13 protein-coding genes and 1 other annotated feature are annotated in these 20,553 nt (G+C 28.8%); of the genes, 10 read left to right on the forward strand and 3 right to left on the reverse strand.

The genetic code is table 11. The features are described from left to right. Positions 1-51: 51 nt before the first annotated feature. A complete protein-coding gene (locus KDK92_RS11515) occupies positions 52-8,529 on the forward strand; it encodes a GH36-type glycosyl hydrolase domain-containing protein (protein ID WP_250859403.1) in 8,478 nt (2,825 codons plus the stop codon). 67 nt (positions 8,530-8,596) lie between these two features. Here the strand turns inward: KDK92_RS11515 and KDK92_RS11520 are convergent, their stop codons facing one another. Next, on the reverse strand, positions 8,597-8,818 hold the full coding sequence (locus tag KDK92_RS11520; protein WP_250859404.1) for a hypothetical protein: 222 nt from the start codon (positions 8,816-8,818) through the stop codon (positions 8,597-8,599). Positions 8,819-8,966: 148 nt separating this feature from the next. Then, positions 8,967-9,208 (forward strand) — a binding site (T-box leader). Positions 9,209-9,578: 370 nt separating this feature from the next. Between KDK92_RS11520 and trpS the strand changes: the two genes are divergently transcribed. The 3 genes from trpS to KDK92_RS11535 all read left to right on the forward strand — a co-directional run bounded on the left by trpS (position 9,579) and on the right by KDK92_RS11535 (position 13,005). After that, positions 9,579-10,580 carry a tryptophan--tRNA ligase gene (gene trpS, locus KDK92_RS11525; RefSeq protein WP_250859405.1) on the forward strand — a complete coding sequence of 334 codons (1,002 nt, stop codon included), beginning with the start codon at positions 9,579-9,581 and terminating at the stop codon, positions 10,578-10,580. A gap of 189 nt (positions 10,581-10,769) precedes the next feature. Then, positions 10,770-11,354, forward strand: a complete 585-nt coding sequence (locus KDK92_RS11530) for an ATP/GTP-binding protein (RefSeq protein ID WP_250859406.1) — start codon at positions 10,770-10,772, stop codon at positions 11,352-11,354. 58 nt (positions 11,355-11,412) lie between these two features. Beyond that, positions 11,413-13,005, forward strand: a complete 1,593-nt coding sequence (locus KDK92_RS11535; RefSeq protein WP_250859407.1) for a peptide chain release factor 3 — start codon at positions 11,413-11,415, stop codon at positions 13,003-13,005. Positions 13,006-13,035: 30 nt separating this feature from the next. On the opposite strand, the gene KDK92_RS11540 is transcribed toward KDK92_RS11535, so the two are convergent. Continuing rightward, entirely contained in the window at positions 13,036-13,191 is a 156-nt protein-coding gene (locus tag KDK92_RS11540) for a hypothetical protein (RefSeq protein ID WP_250859408.1), read from the reverse strand. A 149-nt stretch (positions 13,192-13,340) separates the two neighbouring features. Between KDK92_RS11540 and KDK92_RS11545 the strand changes: the two genes are divergently transcribed. From KDK92_RS11545 to KDK92_RS11570, 6 genes are all read left to right on the forward strand, one after another. Then, positions 13,341-14,420 (forward strand): sensor domain-containing diguanylate cyclase, encoded by a 1,080-nt coding sequence (locus KDK92_RS11545; RefSeq protein ID WP_250859409.1) that lies wholly within the window; start codon positions 13,341-13,343, stop codon positions 14,418-14,420. Between the two features lie 131 nt (positions 14,421-14,551). Then, complete coding sequence (locus KDK92_RS11550) at positions 14,552-14,974, forward strand: hypothetical protein (RefSeq protein ID WP_250859410.1); 423 nt, start codon at positions 14,552-14,554, stop codon at positions 14,972-14,974. Positions 14,975-15,079: 105 nt separating this feature from the next. Then, positions 15,080-16,297 (forward strand): tyrosine--tRNA ligase, encoded by a 1,218-nt coding sequence (gene tyrS, locus KDK92_RS11555; protein ID WP_250859411.1) that lies wholly within the window; start codon positions 15,080-15,082, stop codon positions 16,295-16,297. Positions 16,298-16,612: 315 nt separating this feature from the next. Then, a complete protein-coding gene (locus KDK92_RS11560; protein WP_250859412.1) occupies positions 16,613-18,346 on the forward strand; it encodes a hypothetical protein in 1,734 nt (577 codons plus the stop codon). 35 nt (positions 18,347-18,381) lie between these two features. Continuing rightward, positions 18,382-18,651: an EscU/YscU/HrcU family type III secretion system export apparatus switch protein gene (locus KDK92_RS11565; protein WP_250859413.1), complete on the forward strand. Its 270-nt coding sequence runs from the start codon at positions 18,382-18,384 to the stop codon at positions 18,649-18,651. Then, positions 18,651-19,340, forward strand: a complete 690-nt coding sequence (locus KDK92_RS11570) for a metallophosphoesterase (RefSeq protein ID WP_250859414.1) — start codon at positions 18,651-18,653, stop codon at positions 19,338-19,340. Before KDK92_RS11565 ends, KDK92_RS11570 begins: the two co-directional genes overlap by 1 nt. A 271-nt stretch (positions 19,341-19,611) precedes the next feature. Here the strand turns inward: KDK92_RS11570 and KDK92_RS11575 are convergent, their stop codons facing one another. Continuing rightward, a complete protein-coding gene (locus tag KDK92_RS11575; RefSeq protein WP_250859415.1) occupies positions 19,612-20,520 on the reverse strand; it encodes a DUF2225 domain-containing protein in 909 nt (302 codons plus the stop codon). Between the last annotated feature and the right edge of the window lie 33 nt (positions 20,521-20,553).

Here is a 20,553-nt window from a genome sequence, read left to right on the forward strand (position 1 = left end):
GAAATAGGGATAAAATACATGAAGAGTTAAGAAATGAAAGGGGGTAGTCAGATGGTTTGGCTATTTTTTACTTTAACTGGAATATGTATTTTATTCCTATTTTCTTTTATACATATTAGAAATAATAACAAAGATGAATTTGATATTTTATACAAAAAAATTGATGAATTTGAAGAATGTTATAAAAGTTTTAAAGAAGATAATATTTCATATAGATATGTAAATCTAAATAAAAAAGATGAAAAAAGAATTATTAATCAAGTGAAAGTAAGTTATGAATATATACAGAAGAGTTATAATCGACTGGTTTCATACAAGCTTGAGAATATAAACAATTGTGAAAGATGGATAGTTGATAATATAAGTATAATTGAGAAAGAATATAAAATTTTAACCAGAACACTAAGTAATAATGGAATACAAAGCTTACCTACATATATAAAGACTAGTAATAAGGAATTAAAAAGATATCCTAGAATTTTGCTTCTGACCATGAAATATATAAAAGATATTCAAGATGTACTGTGTAAAGAAGATATAATCAAAGCTTTTAAAGAATGTGAAAAAGGTGGAAGGCTTTCTTATAGAGAGATTAACTTTCTGAAATCATGTATAAGCTTTTCATTAATACAATGCATAAGCGTTGTTTCAGGACAAATAGCACTATTGACGGAAGAAGAGGAAATTTCTTGTGAATTGATTGAAAAATTAAAAGAAAATTTAATTGATGAAAATGAATTTGTTGAAATTTTTAATGATAATTATAAAAGAAATAAATTGTTCTTTATTAATAAAACATTAGAATATTTACATGAATACAGTGAAAATAATATTCCCATGTATAACATATATAATAACATCGTAAAAACTAATAATATTGATGAAGAAGATATTTCAAATAAAACTAAGAGTTTTTTAATAGATAATGAGTGTAAAATTTCTAGATATATAAAAAGTTTAAACCTAATTGAAAAAATTCAATGGGAAAATTGCATTACACAAATTTCTTATGTAGAGAGAATGTTGCTAAGGGATCCATCGAAGGTATATAGTAGTATGGATTTAGAATCTAAAAAATTATATAGAAGTAAGATAGAAAAAATGTCAAAGAAATTTGGGATTAGTGAATTCGAAATAGTTGATTCTATTTTAAATAAGTGTGAAAAAGCAGTGGAGGAGATAAATAAACATGTTGGATACTATATAGTAGACTATGGACAAAAATTTTTATTAAAGAATTATGGGAGTTTTTTCAAACCTTCATTTATTAATAAAAAGAGTCGAGTGAAAATATATGTATCTACAAATGTAATATTGACCTTGTTTTTTATTGGAATTCTATTAAGAGGAGTATATCTAATAGATAATGAAAAAAGTTTAATTAAGTATATTATTCCTGCATTATTATTGATTCCTTCTTTTAGTCAATTATCATTAACGTTGATTAATTGGGTTATTTCTATAAGAAAAAATCCTGAAATAATACCTAAAATAGATTTTTATAATGGAATAAATGAAGATAATAAAACCTGTGTTGTTATACCTTGTATGTTTACTAATGAGAATGATATTAAAGAATTAACTGATAAATTGGAAATATATTTCTTGGGAAATAAGGATGATAATATTTATTTTGCCTTATTGGGAGACTATGTTGACAATGATGTTTTTAAAAAAGAAAATGATGAAAAACTAAGAGATTATTCATTAAAGTGTATTGAAACACTAAATGAAAAATATAATGAACACAGTAAGTTCAATGTATTTATTAGAAAGAGAATATTTAATCATAGAGATAAATACTGGATGGGATGGGAGCGAAAAAGAGGTAAGTTAGTTGAATTTAATCGACTTCTGAGAGGAGATAAGAATACAACTTATGAAGTTTTAGGAGGAGATATACAAAAACTACAAGAGTGTAAACATATAATTACTCTTGATGAAGATACATTCTTACCAATTGGTGTGTGTAAAAAACTTGTTGGAGCAATGGAACATATTCTTAATAAACCTATTTATGATGAAAAAAAGAAGAAGGTTATTAGGGGATATACAATAATTCAACCAAGGATTAGTATAAACTATGTCTCTCATAATAAATCCCTATTTTCAAGAATATTTAGTGGGGATAGTGGGTTTGATATATATACACGAGCAGTTTCAGATATATATCAAGATTTATTTAGAGAAGGAATTTTCACAGGCAAAGGTATTTATAATATTGACATGTTTAATAAAGTTTTAAATCAAGAAATACCAGAATACACAGTTCTCAGTCATGATCTTATAGAAGGGGCTTTTGTAAAATGTGGATTAGGTACTGATATAGAATTTATTGATAGTTATCCAACGAGCTATTACTCATTTTGTAAGAGATTACATAGATGGGTAAGGGGGGATTGGCAACTAATAGATTTTTTAAAGAGAACGAATCTTAAGGCTTTAAATAAAATTCAAATTATAGATAATATGAGGAGAAGTTTAATATCACCTAGCATAATTGCTATTATAATTTTCTCTTTGTTAAACATACTACCAAATGATAAAGGTGTGTGGTTAGCTGCAGCACTTATATCATATATTGTGCCTGTTTTGATAAATATCAGTGAAGTTGTCTTTCTTAAAGCTAAGACTTATGGGCTTCTTTATGATTACAAAAATTACAAAAACACAATAGAAAGGATATTGGTAATAATAGCGTTTATACCATACAATTCTTATTTAATGGGTGATGCTATTGTAAGAACTTTATATCGAATGTTTTTTTCAAAAAGAAATCTTCTTCAGTGGACTCCAGCGAGTACTATAGAAAAAAATGCAGATAATAGCTTTTTATTTTATGTGAAAGAAATGAAGGTAGCACCAATATTTTCTGTTGTTGTTATGCTTGTATCTTACGCTTATCATGTTGATTTAATGATGTATTATCTTTTTCCATGTGGATTATGGTTTTTTAGTCCATATATAGCCTATAGCATAAGTAGAGAATGTGATAATGAGAATGTGGAGAAGATGTTTAAAAGTGATAGAAAGTATTTAAGAAGAATCGCAAGAAAGACATGGGGGTATTTTGAAGATTGTGTTAATGAAGAGACGAACTTTCTTGGAATTGATAATATTCAAATACATCCGAATGTGCCTTTAGCTGAAAGAACTTCACCTACCAATATTGGAATGGCAATAACATCCAATATATGCGCATATGATCTTGGGTATATTTCATTAATTGATGCTGTGGAGCGTATTGGAAAAACATTGAATTCAGTAAATAAGTTAGAAAAGTTTAATGGGCATCTATTTAACTGGTATGATGTAAAGACATTGAAGCCTTTAGAACCTAAATTTATATCTACAGTGGACAGTGGCAATCTTATTTCATATCTTTATTTGGCTAAAAGTTTTTTAGAAGTAAGTAGAAATAGTTTCTTGCTGAACAAAGAGCGAATATATGGATTGAGAGATACATTAGAACTTTTAAGTCTAGAATATGGAGATAGGTTAGGGGATAAGGAACTATTATTTAATGCCTATGAAAATATCAAGTTAATGGGTAATGATATGAATTACAGTAATTGTGAAAAAATAACTAGATATATAAGTGGGTTATTAGAGGAGTTGAAGTTATTAGATAGTGAAGGATTTTGGTTGAAAAAGACAGAAAGTTTATTGAAATCATTTGAAAAAGAAAATAAGTATCTGAATTATGATTTATTAAAAGAGTTAAAAGTAGGCAACATAACGTACAATGAGTTGTTTAAGATGAAAGATGATGTGAAATTTGAAAATATTAAGAAAAATATTGATGATTTAAATAGAAAAATTAATAAGGTTATTGAACAAATAGATGTTGTTATAAATAATACAAATTTTGAAACCTTGTATAACAAAGAACTTGGATTATTTTCTATTGGATATGATATAAATAACAATAAATTAAGCGAGAATTCCTATGATTTGATTGCTTCTGAAGCTAGGATTACAAGTTTTATGGCAATAGTTAAAGGAGATGTTCCTTTAGAGCACTGGTTTAAACTAGGAAGAAATCTTTTTATGGTAAAAAACAAGAGAGTATTTGCATCTTGGAGTGGAACCACATTTGAATATTTTATGCCATCATTATTATTAAAGGATTTTAAAGGTAGTGCTTTTGAAGAAATGAGTATAGGTGTGTTGAAAGCTCAAAAAAGTTTCGGTGAAGAATACTCAATACCATTTGGGGTATCTGAAAGTGGTTATTTTGGATTTGATGTAAATGATAATTATCAATATAAGGCTTTTGGTGTTCCTACATTAGCAATGAAAAATATTTTGAATCCAGATTTAGTTATAGCACCATATTCTACTTTCTTGTTAATGATGATGAATAAAAAAGAATGTATAGATAATGTTAAAAAATTAAGAGACCTTGGAATGGAAGGGAAATATGGATTATATGAAGCAATAGATTTTACTCGAAGTAGAATGAAAAGGGATAAAGAATATGAAATTATCAAATCCTTTATGATTCATCATCAAGGAATGATACTTATGGCATTAAATAATATTTTGAATGATAATAGATTAAGAGAGCTTTTTCATGCTATACCAAATGTAAAATGTATGGAAAGATTACTTATGGAGAATATTCCTAATAGTATAATCTTTGATAGTAAAAAGATAAATAAAATATCTCATTTCAAGGAAGAAAAGAAAAGATATGTTAGGAAATTCAAAGACATAAATCTTCTTATACCTGAAATTCATATTATGAGCAATGAAAAGTATAGTAATCTAATTTCTTATAATGGTAAAGGGGTAAGTAAAAGAAATAATATTTGTCTTAACTATTACAATAAGGATTATGTATGTGAAGAAGGTGGAATACTATTTTTCATAAATCTTGATAAAGAAAAATTTTGGTGTCTTTCAGATGTTAATAAATGTGATAACGGATACGGAGAAGTAGTATTTAAACACAATGATGCATCATTTATAAGCTCTAGTGGAGAGGTTTATGTTAATTATTCATGTACTGTAGAAAAAAATGAGGCGTTAGAATATAGAATTATTGAAATAATGAATAACGGAAAAGATACGAAAAATATAGAATTGTATAGTTATTGTGAAGTAATATTGAGTGAGTTGCAAGCTCATAGTGCACACCCTGCATTCGGGAAATTATTTATGAGTACTGAATATTTAGAGGAAGAAGAAATTCTTATTTGCAAAAAGAGAAAAAGAAGCAAGTCTGATAATACGGTTTTAGGATTTACTTATATAATTGGTGAAGGAGAAAAGTATTTTCAAAGTAATAAAAGAAAAATTGTTGGAAGAGGATTGAACGTAGAATATTCTCCAGAAATTATTCTTAAGGGAGAATATGATAATAGTTCTGGGGATGTATTAGAACCTGTTTTTTCTCACAAGATTAAGTTGACTTTAAAAGCTGGTGAAAGAAAAAAAATATATTTTTGTTATGGTATTGCTGGTTCAATAGATGAAATTAAGGGAATTCATAGTAAAAATAATAATCCTATTAAAATTGATGAAAATATAAAAGGATTTGATGAAAAAAGTTTTAATAACTTAGAAATAATGGATATAAGTTCGGGAAGTTACCAACTTATCATGAATATTTGTTCAAAACTCATTTTTGGCAAAAGAAATACTTGTGAATTAAATGAAGATGATTTGCTTGGGACTCAACAAGATTTATGGAAGTATGGTATATCTGGTGATTACCCAATAATACAATTTGAAATCAATAAATGTAGTGGACTCACACATATAAAACAATTAATCAAAGTATATCAATACTTGAAGATGTTAGATTTTAAATTTGATATATTGATATTATGTAAGGAACTACAGGGGTATAATCAGCCGATAAAAGATGCAGTTTATAATGAAATTGAGAGTGCTAATATAGGGGAAGTAATAAACACTAATGGTGGAATATATATAAAAAATTTCTATGAGTTAGAGAAAGAAGATATTAACATATTCAAGTATGTTAGTGTTCTCCAGTTTAATGATATTGAGGGACCACTATTTATACAAATACCATTTGAAAAGAAAGAAGTGTGTGCGGAAGAGCGGAACTTAGAGGATATTAATAATCAGCATGAAAGGAAGTTTAGTAAAAATCTTGAAAGATTGAAGTTTTTCAACGGATATGGTGGATTTAATGTTGGTGATAAGAGTTATGATATTATTTTAAATGGGAAAAAGAATACCCCTTCGCCATGGTGTAATGTAATATCAAATGATAACATGGGATTCATTACAAGTGAGAGAGGAACAATGTATACTTGGTTTAAAAATAGTAGAGAATTTAAAATAACCCCATGGAATAATAACGAGATTACAGATTTAGGAGAAGAATATCTATATATCAGAGATAATAATAATGGTAAAATATTTGCCATTACAAAAGCGCCTTTTGATGATGAAGGTGAGAGAAAAATAAGGCATGGTTTGGGATATTCAAAATATGAATATGTTTATAAGGGTACTCATTTTGCAATGACTGTATTTATGAATAGTGAAAAAAATATAAAACATATACATGTGAGAATAAAAAACAGTGAAATCAGTGAAAATAACTTTACTTTAATGTATTATGCGGGTTTAGTTCTTGGAGTAAATGAAGGTGGGAATAGGAGATACATTCGAACAAAAATAAACGTAGAACATGAATATATTTATGCTGATAATCCTTATAATTCTTCCTTTAAGAATAGCAAGGTTTTCTTGAAAATATTAGATGTAGAGAACGTGAAATTCACAGGTGATAGATATGAAGTAATTAAAGGTGGTAATGTTTTAAATCCCAAAGGGATTATGCACAATAATATATATGAGGTGCAAGGTATAAACAACAGTAGCTGTCTTTATGCTGAGAGTAGTATGAATCTAAAAAAAGGTGAAGATAAGAATGTTCATATAATTTTAGGAGCTGGTGAGAGTATATCTGAAATTGAAGAACTTATAAAAATATGCAATGAGCATGATTCAGCATCATATGAGTATTTAAGAACTCAGAGATATTGGAAGGGAATTGTTAATAGATTACAAGTTGATACACCAGATCCATCCTTTGATATAATGATGAACAGTTGGCTTATTTATCAGATTTATAGTTGTAGATATAAAGCAAGAAGTGCCTTTTATCAAAGTGGAGGAGCTTTTGGATTTAGAGATCAACTTCAAGATTTAATCCCCATAATTTCTTTCAATAAAAAAGAAGTTCGAAAATACATATTGGAGGCATCTAAAAAGATGTTCAAAGAAGGTGATGTTCTTCATTGGTGGCATCAGTATATTGGTAGTGGAATAAGAACAAGATTCAGTGATGATCTGCTTTGGTTACCTTATGTGGTTATAGAATATGTAAATAAAAGTGGTGATTACAGTATATTAGATGAAGAGACTACATATTTAGAAGGAGAACTACTGAAAGAAAATGAATGTGAAAAATATGGTATTTATGAAGATGGTAAAGAGAAGGATACACTCTTTCATAAATGTATAAAAATTATAAGAAGAGGATGTAGATTTGGAGATAATAACCTTCCATTAATGGGTTGTGGCGACTGGAATGATGGCATGAACAATATTGGATATAAAGATAAAGGGGAAAGTGTATGGCTAGGAGAATTTTTATATGATATCATATTGAAGTTTATTGAACTATGCAAATTTAAAGGGGAAGATGATTTAATAAAAGAATTAAAGAAAAACTCTTTTGAAATTGAAAGTGCCATTAATACAAAAGCATGGGACGGAGAATGGTATAGAAGAGCATATTTTGATGATGGATCACCATTAGGTTCATCAGAAAATGAAGATTGTAAAATAGATATGATATCTCAAGCATGGAGTGTAATAAGTACTGTTGGCGAAAAAGAGAAGACCAAAAAAGCTATGGAAAGTGCTGAAAAATATTTAGTAGATTATGAAAATGGATTAATAAAACTTTTGGATCCACCATTTCGAGATTGTAAAGAAGAACCAGGATATATAAAAGGGTATATTAGTGGTGTAAGAGAAAATGGAGGGCAATATACTCATGGTGTGATTTGGGGAATTATTGCTTATATTATGATGAATCAAGAAGAAAAAGGCTATAAGCTTATGTCTATGATAAACCCAGTTAATAAAACTAAGCATTTAGATGATTGTGAAAAATATAAAAAAGAGCCTTATGTAACCTGTGCAGATGTTTACTCTAACGAAAGTAATATTGGACTTGGAGGATGGAGTTGGTATACTGGAAGTGCTTCATGGTATTACAGCTTAGGAATTGAATATTTATTAGGATTTAAAGTTGTTCAAGGGCAAAAAATAACAATTAATCCAAAGGTTCCAGATTCATGGAATGAGTTTAAAATAAAATATAGAAATGAAGAGGCAGTATATAATATAAGCGTAAAGAAAGGAAATAGTTATAAGATTATCATAAATGGTGAGCATTATAATGAAGATTATATACCACTTTATAAAGTTGGAAGTTATGATGTGGTGGTGATATTTAAAAGAAATGGATAATGTATAATTGATAATGGAGAATGATGGATGGTTCTGACCAAAGGTCAGAACCTAAATCTTGTTTTTATTATTCCTCTTCTTTTTCAGAGGTTTTTAATACTGAGTCATAAGTATAATCAAATTCAGCTTGTGAAATATTATTACTTACTATAGGATCCACAACATTATCTGGAAGTGTAACGGAGTCAAGTGGACCAGATGATCTTACTTCTTTTTCTCCAGCTTCAAGAAATTCTCGTTGGTGAGGTCCATAAAGATTGTTTTTGGTTTCCTTAGAATATTTATTCATAATAAAACATCCTTTCTAAAGTACTTTTTTTATAGTATTCCACATGAAAGGAAAAAAAACTTACAAAAAAGAAATTCTATATTGACAATTTTTATTAAAAGGTATAACATGTAGTATAAAATAACATATATTTATTATTATAATTCAAAAAAATTCTTAGAAGAGAATTAGTAGTTTTGAAAACAGATTTACAGAGAATTATCAGTTGGTGAGATGGTAATAATTATGTTCAAAATGAATGGATCTCGGAGAATCAAGATGAAAGGGAAGTTCCTGAGTAGTTGATGACGGATAAGTTTCACGTTATAGAAACAGGATATGAATGTATCTGTAACGAGAAGAATTTTATTCTTGAAAATAGGTGGCAACACGTGTGAATACGTCCTATAAACTATGTAAATAGTTTATAGGACTTTTTTATTTTAAAAACAAGTTGAGAATGGTGAGTGGAGAGTGGAGAACGATGGATGTTTCTGCTTACGCAGAACCCACATTTTATTGGTCTCTAGAGTAAGAGAAGTTTACTTATTTTATCTAAAGATAAAATATTGTATTAAAATACAAGGTTTCATCCTTGATGAAACGAGTAAAATTTTATTGTCTAAGGAACAATAAGATTAAAATTTCTCGAAGAGAAATGTCGTTCATTATCCATTCTACATCATCCATTCTCAATTTCTTTAAAGTTTTTCAGATGAAGAATTATCAAAGAATAATAAATTTTATTAAACAAAAAATATTTGAAAGCGGAGGTATAGTTATGGAAAATAAGAAAATTATATTTAGTGGAATAAAACCATCAGGGGATTTAACATTAGGAAATTATTTAGGAGCTATAAAAAATTGGGTGAAACTTCAAGATGATGATCAGTATGAATGTTTTTATTGTGTTGTGGATATGCATGCAATAACTGTAAATCAAACACCTAAAGATTTAAGAAGAAGAACTTTAGAAGTTTTGGCTATATATTTAGCAGCTGGTATTGATCCAGAGAAAAATACAGTATTTATTCAATCACACGTGCCAGCACACAGTGAGCTTTCATGGGTTTTAACATGTAACTCATATATGGGCGAATTAGGAAGAATGACTCAATTTAAAGATAAATCTTCAAAAGGTGGAGAGAGTATAGGAGCAGGATTATTTAATTATCCTGTATTAATGGCTGCCGATATACTTCTTTATCAAACGGAACTTGTGCCAGTAGGAAAGGATCAGATACAGCATCTTGAGTTAGCAAGAGATATTGGAAACAGATTTAATAATGCATATAGTGATACTTTTAAAATTCCAGATGGATATGTATCAAAGAGTTCAGCTAAAATTATGGATCTTCAGAATCCTGAAAAGAAAATGTCAAAATCTGATGAGAATGGAAATGGATATATTCTTATTATGGATCCACCAGAAGTTATAAGAAAGAAAGTTAGTAGAGCTGTAACAGATACAGTAGGAAAGGTGAATTATTGTGACGAACAGCCAGGTATAAAGAATATGATAAATATAATGGGTACTATAAGAGGGGTTGAACCACAGCAGATTGTTGAAGAATATGCGGATAAGGGATATGCTGATTTTAAGAAAGATGTTGCAGAGATAATTGTTAATGAACTAAAACCAATACAAGAAAAAGTTAATGAACTTCTGACTAATAAGAAAGAGTTAGAAGAAATTTATAAGAATGGTGCTCAAAAAGCAAGTTATGTAGCTAATAAAACCTTAAGGAAAGTTATGAAAAAAGTAGGGTTTATACCTAGGTAAATACGAACATTAAAGGGATTTGTGAGAGGTGAAGATTCGTGTTTCAATTATATGGAAAATGGCTGGTGCTAGCATGTTATTAAAGAAAATATTACCTTGATGCATATGAATAAGAATTTGTTTTTTTTATTGAATGTTTGGAGTTTTGCTGATATAATGTAGTGTACAAAACTTTAGGGGGTCAAGGCGATGACTGTGAGAATTGCTATCATTGGTGGACCAAGATGCGGAAAAACTACATTGATGCAACAACTTTATGTTGATATGAAAATAATGGGTTTAAGCGTTGGGTGCATACCAGAATATTCTACTAAGTATCTTAAGGATAAAGGTATGATTGAGACGATTAGTGAGCAATACGGTATATATTTAGGACAGATGTTTATAGACAAAGAACTTGAAGAGTTTGATTATGCGATTACAGATTATGCAACATTCTTACCATATATTTATGGAAGATTCATGTTAGGTGATAAGAAAAGAACTGCTAAGGAAATCGAAATATTAAAAGATCTTTATAATCATGCTTTGAAAGATATAAATAAATACGATTATATTTTTTATGTACCTAGAGAATTTGGTTATAAAAAAGATGGCGTGAGATGGCAAGATGAAGAAGTAGCTATAGGGATAGATAATGCCATAAAACAATTTATAGATAATGAAAAAGTTCCTTATGTTGAATTAACTGGAAATACAAAAGATAGAGCTGCTGAAGTATTAGAAATAATGCAGTTAGGAAATATTGAAGAAAATTTAAAAAAAGATGCATAGGCTTTGCTAAGGCAAAGCCTTGATTTTTATATTATATAATAAGAGGAGCGAATGATAGTTGAGTAATATAGTTAATGAAATTGAAAGAAGAAGAACGTTTGCTATAATTTCTCACCCGGATGCAGGAAAAACCACACTAACTGAGAAATTCCTTCTATATGGAGGAGCTATTAGAGAAGCTGGTACTGTTAAGTCAAGAAAGTCATCTAAGCATGCTGTATCTGACTGGATGGAGATTGAGAAACAAAGAGGAATTTCTGTTACGTCTTCTGTAATGCAGTTTAAATATAATGATTTTTGTATTAATATACTTGATACACCTGGACACCAAGACTTTAGTGAGGATACGTATAGAACATTGATGGCAGCAGATAATGCTGTAATGGTAATCGATGGAGCTAAAGGTGTAGAGGCGCAAACAAGAAAGTTGTTCCATGTTTGTGCTTTAAGAGAAACACCTATATTCACTTTTGTAAACAAGGTTGATAGAGAGATTAGAGATCCATATGAACTTTTAGAAGAACTTGAAAATGAGTTGGGAATAAAAACATATCCTATGAATTGGCCTATTGGATGTGGGATGAACTTTAAAGGGGTATTTGACAGGGTATCTAGAGAGGTACTTGTATTTAGTGGTGGTAAACATGGGCAAGAACAAGTAGCGGTTGATAGAATTGGGATAGATGAAGAAGACAAATTGATTGAATATATAGGTCCTGCTTTCTACGAAAAACTTATGGAAGATATCGAATTATTAGATTATGCAGGTGATGAATTTGATGTTGAAGCAGTTAGAGATGGAAAGCTTTCACCAATATTTTTCGGGAGTGCATTAACAAATTTTGGTGTTGAACCATTCCTAATAGAATTCTTGAAACAAACAGCTACGCCTACACCAAGACAATCAGATAAAGGTGAAATCGACATATATGAAGAGCCATTCTCTGCATTTGTATTCAAAATACAAGCTAATATGAATAAAGCTCATAGAGATAGAATTGCATTTATGAGAATTTGTTCAGGTAAATTTGAAAAGGGAATTGAAGTTAATCATGTTCAAGGTGGTAAAAAGGTTAGATTATCTCAGCCACAGCAATTTATGGCTCAAGATAGAGAGATAATTGAAGAAGCTTATGCAGGAGATATTATTGGTGTGTTTGATCCAGGCATATTTAATATTGGAGATACATTATGTAAGAATCCAAATAAATTTACTTTTGAGGGAATTCCAAGTTTTGCACCAGAACATTTTGCTAGAGTTAAGCCTATAGATACTATGAAAAGAAAACAATTCATAAAAGGTGTAACTCAGATATCTCAAGAAGGTGCTATTCAAGTGTTTAAGAGACCGAATATTGGGGTTGAAGAGATTATAGTTGGTGTTGTTGGGGTTCTTCAATTTGAAGTTCTTGAATATAGAATGAAAAATGAATATAATGTTGATATTAAACTTGAACAGTTAGCATTTTCTAATATTAGATGGATTGAAGAAAGTCCAGTTGCAGTTGATAAATTAAGCTTAACTAGTGATACAAGACTTGTAAAAGATATAAAAGATAGAAGTATTCTTTTATTCCAAAGTGAGTGGGGTATTGGATTTGCATTAGAGCACAATCCAGGGTTAGTTCTTTCATCTATAGGAAAAGCTTAAAAAATGCACGCGAAGCGTGCATTTTTATTTTTACCCTTTTCTTTTGTAAGTTGTGAAGGCATCGGCTATAAATATTACTACAGCTAAAATTAATAGAATATTTATAAAGGCCCCTCCTAAACTTAATAAAAGCATAATTAACCAAGTAAGGAGAATAAATGCTCCTACAAATCTTAAAAAATTCATAATATCACACCAATCTACGAGTTATTATCTTATTCTTTGCATAGCGTATAATAATATGCAAAAAAATTACTATAAATAAAGGGTTTTTTATAATGGAAATAGAATTAATAATAGTGACGAATGAATAAAAATAGGGGTTTGATTTTTTTATGGATGAATTACATGGAAACAACTTTGATTATAAGAAAATTAAAGAAGAGCTTGAAACATATAAAAGCTTCGCAGAAAGTACAATAGAACTTTTAAATAATAAGGTAGATGTTTTAGAAAAAAAAATTGATGTAATTACTAATGTAATGGAGATAAGTAAATATATAAATCTGAACGTAAGTGAAAGTGATTTGATTCCTAAAATTAATGATATGATTGTTGGAATTTTGGGTGTTGAATATTCTACTATTTATATAAAAAAAGATGAAAAATTTGTTATAGAAGCAACAAATATAAATAATAAATCTTTTAATAATTACGAAAAAAGTTATTATGATATTCTTGATGAAAGAAATCCATTTATAATAAATTGTAAATCTCACAAAAAATCTGTTGTAGATAATGGAGAGAATCACTCTATAATAGGGGTTCCTATAAATTTTAGAGGAACAGTTCTTGGTTATATAGTTGTTGAGCATAGTATGTGGGGATTTTTAAGTTCTGATCATATGAATTTCCTTACAACAATTTCAAATCATATTGGAATTGCTTTGGATAATAATTTTCTATATATGACAATAAGAGAAAGTTCAAGAAGGGACCCTCTTTTAAATATATATAATAGAAAATATTTTTTCAACCAATTAGATAATAAGCTTTTAAGTGAACCAAAGAATAAATTCGCTCTTGTGATGATGGATATCGATGATTTTAAGAAAATTAACGATAAATATGGACATCAATTTGGGGATAATGTCCTTAATAATGTAACTAGTATAATTGAAGATAATCTTTGTGAACAAGATATTCTAGCCAGATATGGTGGAGAAGAATTAATAGCATACATTAGCCATGGTGAAAGCAAAAGAAAAGTTTATGAGAGAATAGAAAAGCTTAGAGAAGAAATTAAAGAAAAAGCCTTATGCTTTAATGGAGAAAAAGTTATAACTACTATGAGTTTTGGAGTGGGATTTTATCCTGATGATTCAAAAAATATTGATGGCGTAGTAAGTGTGGCTGACCAATGTCTATATATAAGCAAAAGAAATGGAAAAGATAAAGTTACATACATAAAGTAGACTTAAGTACCCAGAGTTTAGTAAACATTACAAGTTTACAACTCTGGGTATCTTATTTGAAAAGCAGAGTAAAATACTGTATAATATATTTAATAGTCAAAAAATTCAGAATTTTGAAGGGGGTTATCAAAATGATACAGTTATACTGTGGTAGAAAAGGTAGCGGAAAAACAAAATCACTGATAAAATTAGCCAATGAAAAGGTTAGTAAGCGAAAAGGAAATCTAGTTTACTTTGATGATGATGATAAAATGAGTTATGAGCTTGATAGAAATATTAGATTTATTTCAACAGACGAATTTGGACTAAAAAATTATGATGAATTTTATGGTTTCTTGTGCGGTGCAATAGCCGAAGATTACGATATAGAAGAGATGTTTATTGATGGTCTTTTGAAAATAACCTCTAGCACTATTAATGAGTGTGAAGAATTATTAAAAAGGATTCAATGGATATCAGATAAATTTGAAATAAAAATGCATATTAACATAAGTATTAGAATTGATGAAATCCCTGAATATTTGAATTCGTATTCTGTTGAGTTTAAGAAATAAATAGATAAAAGGATTGAGCTTTGATTTCAATCCTTTTTTTGTTGCAAAAATCTCAATTAAGGTTATAATAAGAAGAGGTATATTTAGAATAGGAGGAAATACGAATTGGGAAATGTTTATGATATTTTATGTGAAAGAGGATATATCAAGCAAACAACGCATGATAACATAAAGGATATTTTGAATAATGAAAAGATAACGTTTTACATAGGGTTCGACCCAACAGCTGACAGTTTACATGTAGGTCATTTTATAGCAATGATGTTTATGGCACATATGCAGAGGGGTGGACATAGACCTATAGCCTTAGTTGGTGGTGGAACAGCAATGATCGGTGATCCGTCTGGAAAGACTGATATGAGAAAGATGCTAACTAAAGAAGAAATAGAACATAATGTTAGCTGTATAAAAGAACAATTATCAAGACTTATTGACTTTGAAGATGATAAGGCAATCTTAGTAAATAACGCAGAGTGGTTATTAAATCTTAATTATGTGGATTTTTTAAGAGAAGTAGGTGTTTGTTTCTCTGTTAATAAAATGCTTACGGCTGAATGTTTTAAACAAAGGTTAGAAAAAGGATTATCATTCTTAGAATTCAATTATATGTTAATGCAAGGATATGATTTTTATGAATTATATAAAAGATATAATTGTACTATGCAACTTGGTGGAGATGACCAATGGTCTAACATGTTAGCAGGTATGAATATAGTTAGAAGAAAAGAATCAGAGCAAGTATATGCAATGACATGTACATTACTTACTAATAGTGAAGGTAAGAAAATGGGGAAAACTGAGAATGGAGCTCTTTGGTTAGATTCAGAGAAAACATCACCATATGATTTTTATCAATACTGGAGAAATGTGGATGATGGTGATGTGAAAAAATGTCTATCTCTTTTAACATTTGTACCTATGGATGAAGTTGAAGAACTTTCTTCTCTTGAAGGAGCAGAGATAAACAAAGCAAAAGAGAGACTGGCTTTCGAAGTAACTAAACTTATACATGGTGAAGATGAGGCTAAGAAAGCTGAGGATGCTGCAAAAGCATTATTTGGCGGAGGCGTTAACTTAGATAACGTTCCTACTGTTATGTTAAGTAAAGAAGAATTAGGAAAAGGTATTCTTGATGTATTAAATGCTGGGAGAATTATTCCTTCAAAAAAAGAAGGTAGAAGATTAATAGAACAAGGTGGACTTTCGATTAATGACGAGAAAGTTGAAGAAATAAGTAGAGTTATTACAGAAGAGGATATTAAAGACGGAATGATCTTAGTTAAAAAAGGTAAGAAAAAATATTTTAAAGTGATTTTCGAATAATATAGTAAAATTAAGCCCGAATTCAGTTTCTTAGGTGTATGAAAATAAATAACAAATCCAAGGTTCGATGGATATTTTGCGAAATAGTTTGCAAAATAGACTAGAATACTGACTTGTTATTTATTTCAATATGCCTTATATTGTGGAAGATTAACAAGCTGAAATTGGGTTTCTTTGTTATTTGGGAGAATATAACAATGCATTGAATTATTAGATATTAAACTTTTACAATTATTTAATGTTTATATAGCGTGAAACTCTTCGATAATAATAATATGAAAGTTATATAAGGTGTAGGGATATAGGGGGGAGAATATGTCCGATATCAGAAGTATTTCTGGCTTAAGGCAGATAGATAAAAAAAGGATGCATAAAAAGATATCCTTTAGTGAAGGAGAAGTTGTTAGAGCAAAAGTCAAAGGAACTAGTGAAGATAAAACAGTTTTACTGAGAACTATAGATGGATGGGAATTTGAAGCTGAGCTAGATGAATCAATAGATTCAGAGTTATTAAATAAATTTGCAAAGTTCAAAGTTTCTGGATTTAAAGAAGGAAAGTTACAGTTAAAGCTGGTTGAGGGATTTTTAGAAAGTGGAAGCAATAAAAGTTCTGTTGATACAATTATTGAAAAGTTAGGGCTAAAAAAGGATGAGGAAACAATGAATTTATTGAAGCTTATGATTAAATTCAAAATGCCTTTAACAAAAGAAAATATCTCATCCATAAAAAGTCTTTTGCAATTTCAAACTAAATTAAATGAGAATGAGAATGAAAAAATACAATTCACTCAAAAATTCATTTTTAATAAAGGGTTGCAAAGTGATAAAAGTAAAAGTGAAATGTATAGTAAGCTAATTAGTGGTTCTTTAGATAAATTAAAAAGTATTGACACTAAATCGCTTATATTTATATTGAAGAATAATATAACACCAAGTGGTAAAAATATAGAAGTTCTTGAGAATTTATCTAGCAATAAAGAAAATGTATTCAGTAGCTTTAAAGAAATGAAAGAAATATTAGTTAAAGAGGGATTGCTAGATAGAAATAATGTAAGTGGATATAACGGAAATAAGATTAGTGGTAATGAGCAGAAAGAATTTATTGGAATGGCAAATAAAAACACAATTTCTAATGCGGTTAATAAATATAGTGCCGGTGAAAATAAAAAAATTGAATTTATTGAGAAAATGATTAGTGATATTTTGCAAGAAAGCTCCCAAGATGATTTAAAAAGGTTGAAGGAACTTAAGAATGAGATATCATTTAAAGAAATAGAGAGCAATATTGAAAGTGATGACGGAAAAGTTGGAAAAGAAAAAGCCGTAAAAGAAAGCACAAATAAAGAAATAACTAAAGAGAATATTAATAAAGAAGTAAATAAAGAAGTAACTAAAGAAGAGAATAAAGAAGTAAATAAAGAAGTAACTAAAGAAGAGAATAAAGAAGTAACTAAAGAGAATATGAACAAAGAAATAATTAAAGACTCAAAACTTATTACATCTGATAAAGTTAAAAAAGAGATAAATGAAGTTCTTAAGGATTCGAAAGAAATGTTAAAAATGATTTTATCAAAAGACTATAAGGAAAGTAATGAATTAACGGATAAATTACAAGGATTTATAGACAATAATATTAATAAGTTTAAAGTATTTAATTCTATTAGTAATCAATATTATTATTTTGATAGCCCGTTTAAACATAATGATGAAGAATATCCTTTTAAATTTATAATTAAAGATGATCGAAAAAAAGAAAAGAAAATTGATTCAAAAAATGTTAAAATGATTGTGTCATTAAAAACAAAAAATATTGGTACAATTGATAGCTTGATTAAAATAAGGAATAATAATCTTACTATAAATTTAAAATGTGATTCAAAATGGAAGAAAGTCATAGAAATGACAAGAAGTAAATTAGAAGATATGTTTAGTGAAAGTAAATTTTTAATTAATATTAGCGTTGAAGAAAGAGAAGAAGAAATAAATATTATAAATTGTAACGATTTTTTTGAAGATGATAATTTTAGTGTTTTAAATGTTAGAGTTTAAGGCGTATTTAAAGATGCCTAAAAGGATGTGATTACATGAGCGAAAGAAAAAAAGCGGCAGCACTTAAATATGAAGCTAATATGGATGCCCCTATTGTTACAGCAGCTGGTGTTGGGAAAATAGCTGAAAAGATAATTGAAGAAGCAGAAGAAAATTTTGTTCCAACAGTAGAAAATAAAGAGTTGGCTGAATTACTTACTAATGTAGAATGTGGTGAAGAAATCCCTACAGAGTTATATGATGTTGTAGCAAATATTCTTGCTTATGTAATGGAACTAGATCAGAAAGTAGAAGGTGATAAATAGTGGCATTATACGCTATATCAGATTTGCATTTATCATTTGGTGTAGATAAACCTATGGGAATATTTGGTGAGAAATGGGTTGATCATCATTTGCGAATAAAAGATAATTGGATAAAAAAAATAACTGAAAATGATACTGTAATTATAGGTGGAGATATATCTTGGGGCATGAGTAAAGAAGAAGGGTTTAAAGATTTAGAATGGTTAAATTCATTACCAGGTAATAAGCTGCTTATTAGAGGGAACCATGATTATTGGTGGAGTGGTATAAAAAAGCTTAACTCCCTCTATGAAAATATGATGTTCATACAAAATAATTTCTTCGAATATGGTGAGTATGCTGTATGTGGTACCAGAGGTTGGGTTTGTCCAGGAGGCTATAATTTTAAAGAAGACAAGGATAGAAAGATATATAATAGAGAATGTATAAGAGCAGAACTTTCTTTGAAGGCAGCAAAAGAAGCGGGATATAATAAAATTATATTTGTGACTCATTATCCACCATTTAATGAGAAGATAGAAGATAATGAGTTTATGAGGCTATTTAAGGGGTATGAAGTAGAGAAAGTGATTTATGGACATCTACATGGGGCAGGGATAAAGAATGCATTTGAAGGGCAATATGAAGGGATAGAGTTTATATTAACTTCAGCAGATTATATTGACTTTGATCCAGTAAAAATACTTTAAAACATAGTGGGTAGTTGACAGTTGACAACGGACAACGAATGATATTTCACTCCGTGAAATTTTAATCTTGTTGTTCCTTGGACAATAGGGGTTGACATGTTTCATTTATAATGAAATATTGTAGTTTGAATTTAAATATTTATTGTATAAGATTAATATTAATATAAGCTGATAATAGAGTTATCTATTATCAGCTTATATTAATATGAAAAAGTTTTATCTAAGTAAATATCAAATAAAGAGTTAAGTATATTTAAGAATTTTACTGTTCTCAACTTCTTTTAAAGAGCTTTCCAAAGAGGCCCTTTTTATTTTTGGAGCTAGCTTCATAAGATAAATCTTCAACAAGAGGTTCATTATCTTTAGTTTCAGTATTTTCAGTGTTTTCTTGTTGTTTCTTTTTAATTGAAATAATATCTTTTTGATCTCTAGCTAGTTCTTTCAACGATGCTTTAACACCAGGGGTGGTTAGTACGTTACTCAACCATATTAGAGCATTATCGTAATCATTTATACGATGATATAATTCACCAATTAGATACATGGTAGCGTACTTATCCATACCGTATATTGGGAAAACCTCATTGTAATAAGCTTCTTTAAATCCAGTTAGAGCTTCTTCAATAAATTTTAATTCTAATGGTCTGAAATTTTCTTCAGGTTTAAGTCTATACATCCAAGCGATCTTTAGACAGGTTATTGCTTTTGTACTATTTTTTGATTTTCTAACTATGTAGTTCAATAATGCTAGCTTGTACCGTTCAATAGCATGATTTTCATCTCTAACATTAGGATATTTTCTGCCAGTCCATTGAGGCGTGATATTTTCGAGTATTAATCTTCGCTCAGCTTGAGTAATCTTATCAAAATCAACTTTCATAGCTGTATAACCGCAAGTATTACATAACCATACATCATAAAAATATGGATTTATTAAAGAATAGTTTATATAAAAATCACTTTCTTTACCAGTTGTTTTATACGCTGAAGATTTTACTGAAGGGGTTTTGAATGTTTCACCACAAATTGGACAAACTACAGTCCTATCATATAAATAGGTTTGAATATTTGTTTTTTTCTCAATGACAGGTTCCTCTTTTAGTTCTTTCTTGTATATATCGAGGTCATCAATATTTTTAAAACCAATTTCTTTTAATTCTTCAAATAAATTTTTATCCACTGTTTGCCTCCCAAATAAAGCGTTACTACATTA

The organism is Oceanirhabdus seepicola, from assembly GCF_023684385.1.
Taxonomy (GTDB): Bacteria; Bacillota; Clostridia; order Clostridiales; family Clostridiaceae; genus Oceanirhabdus; species Oceanirhabdus seepicola.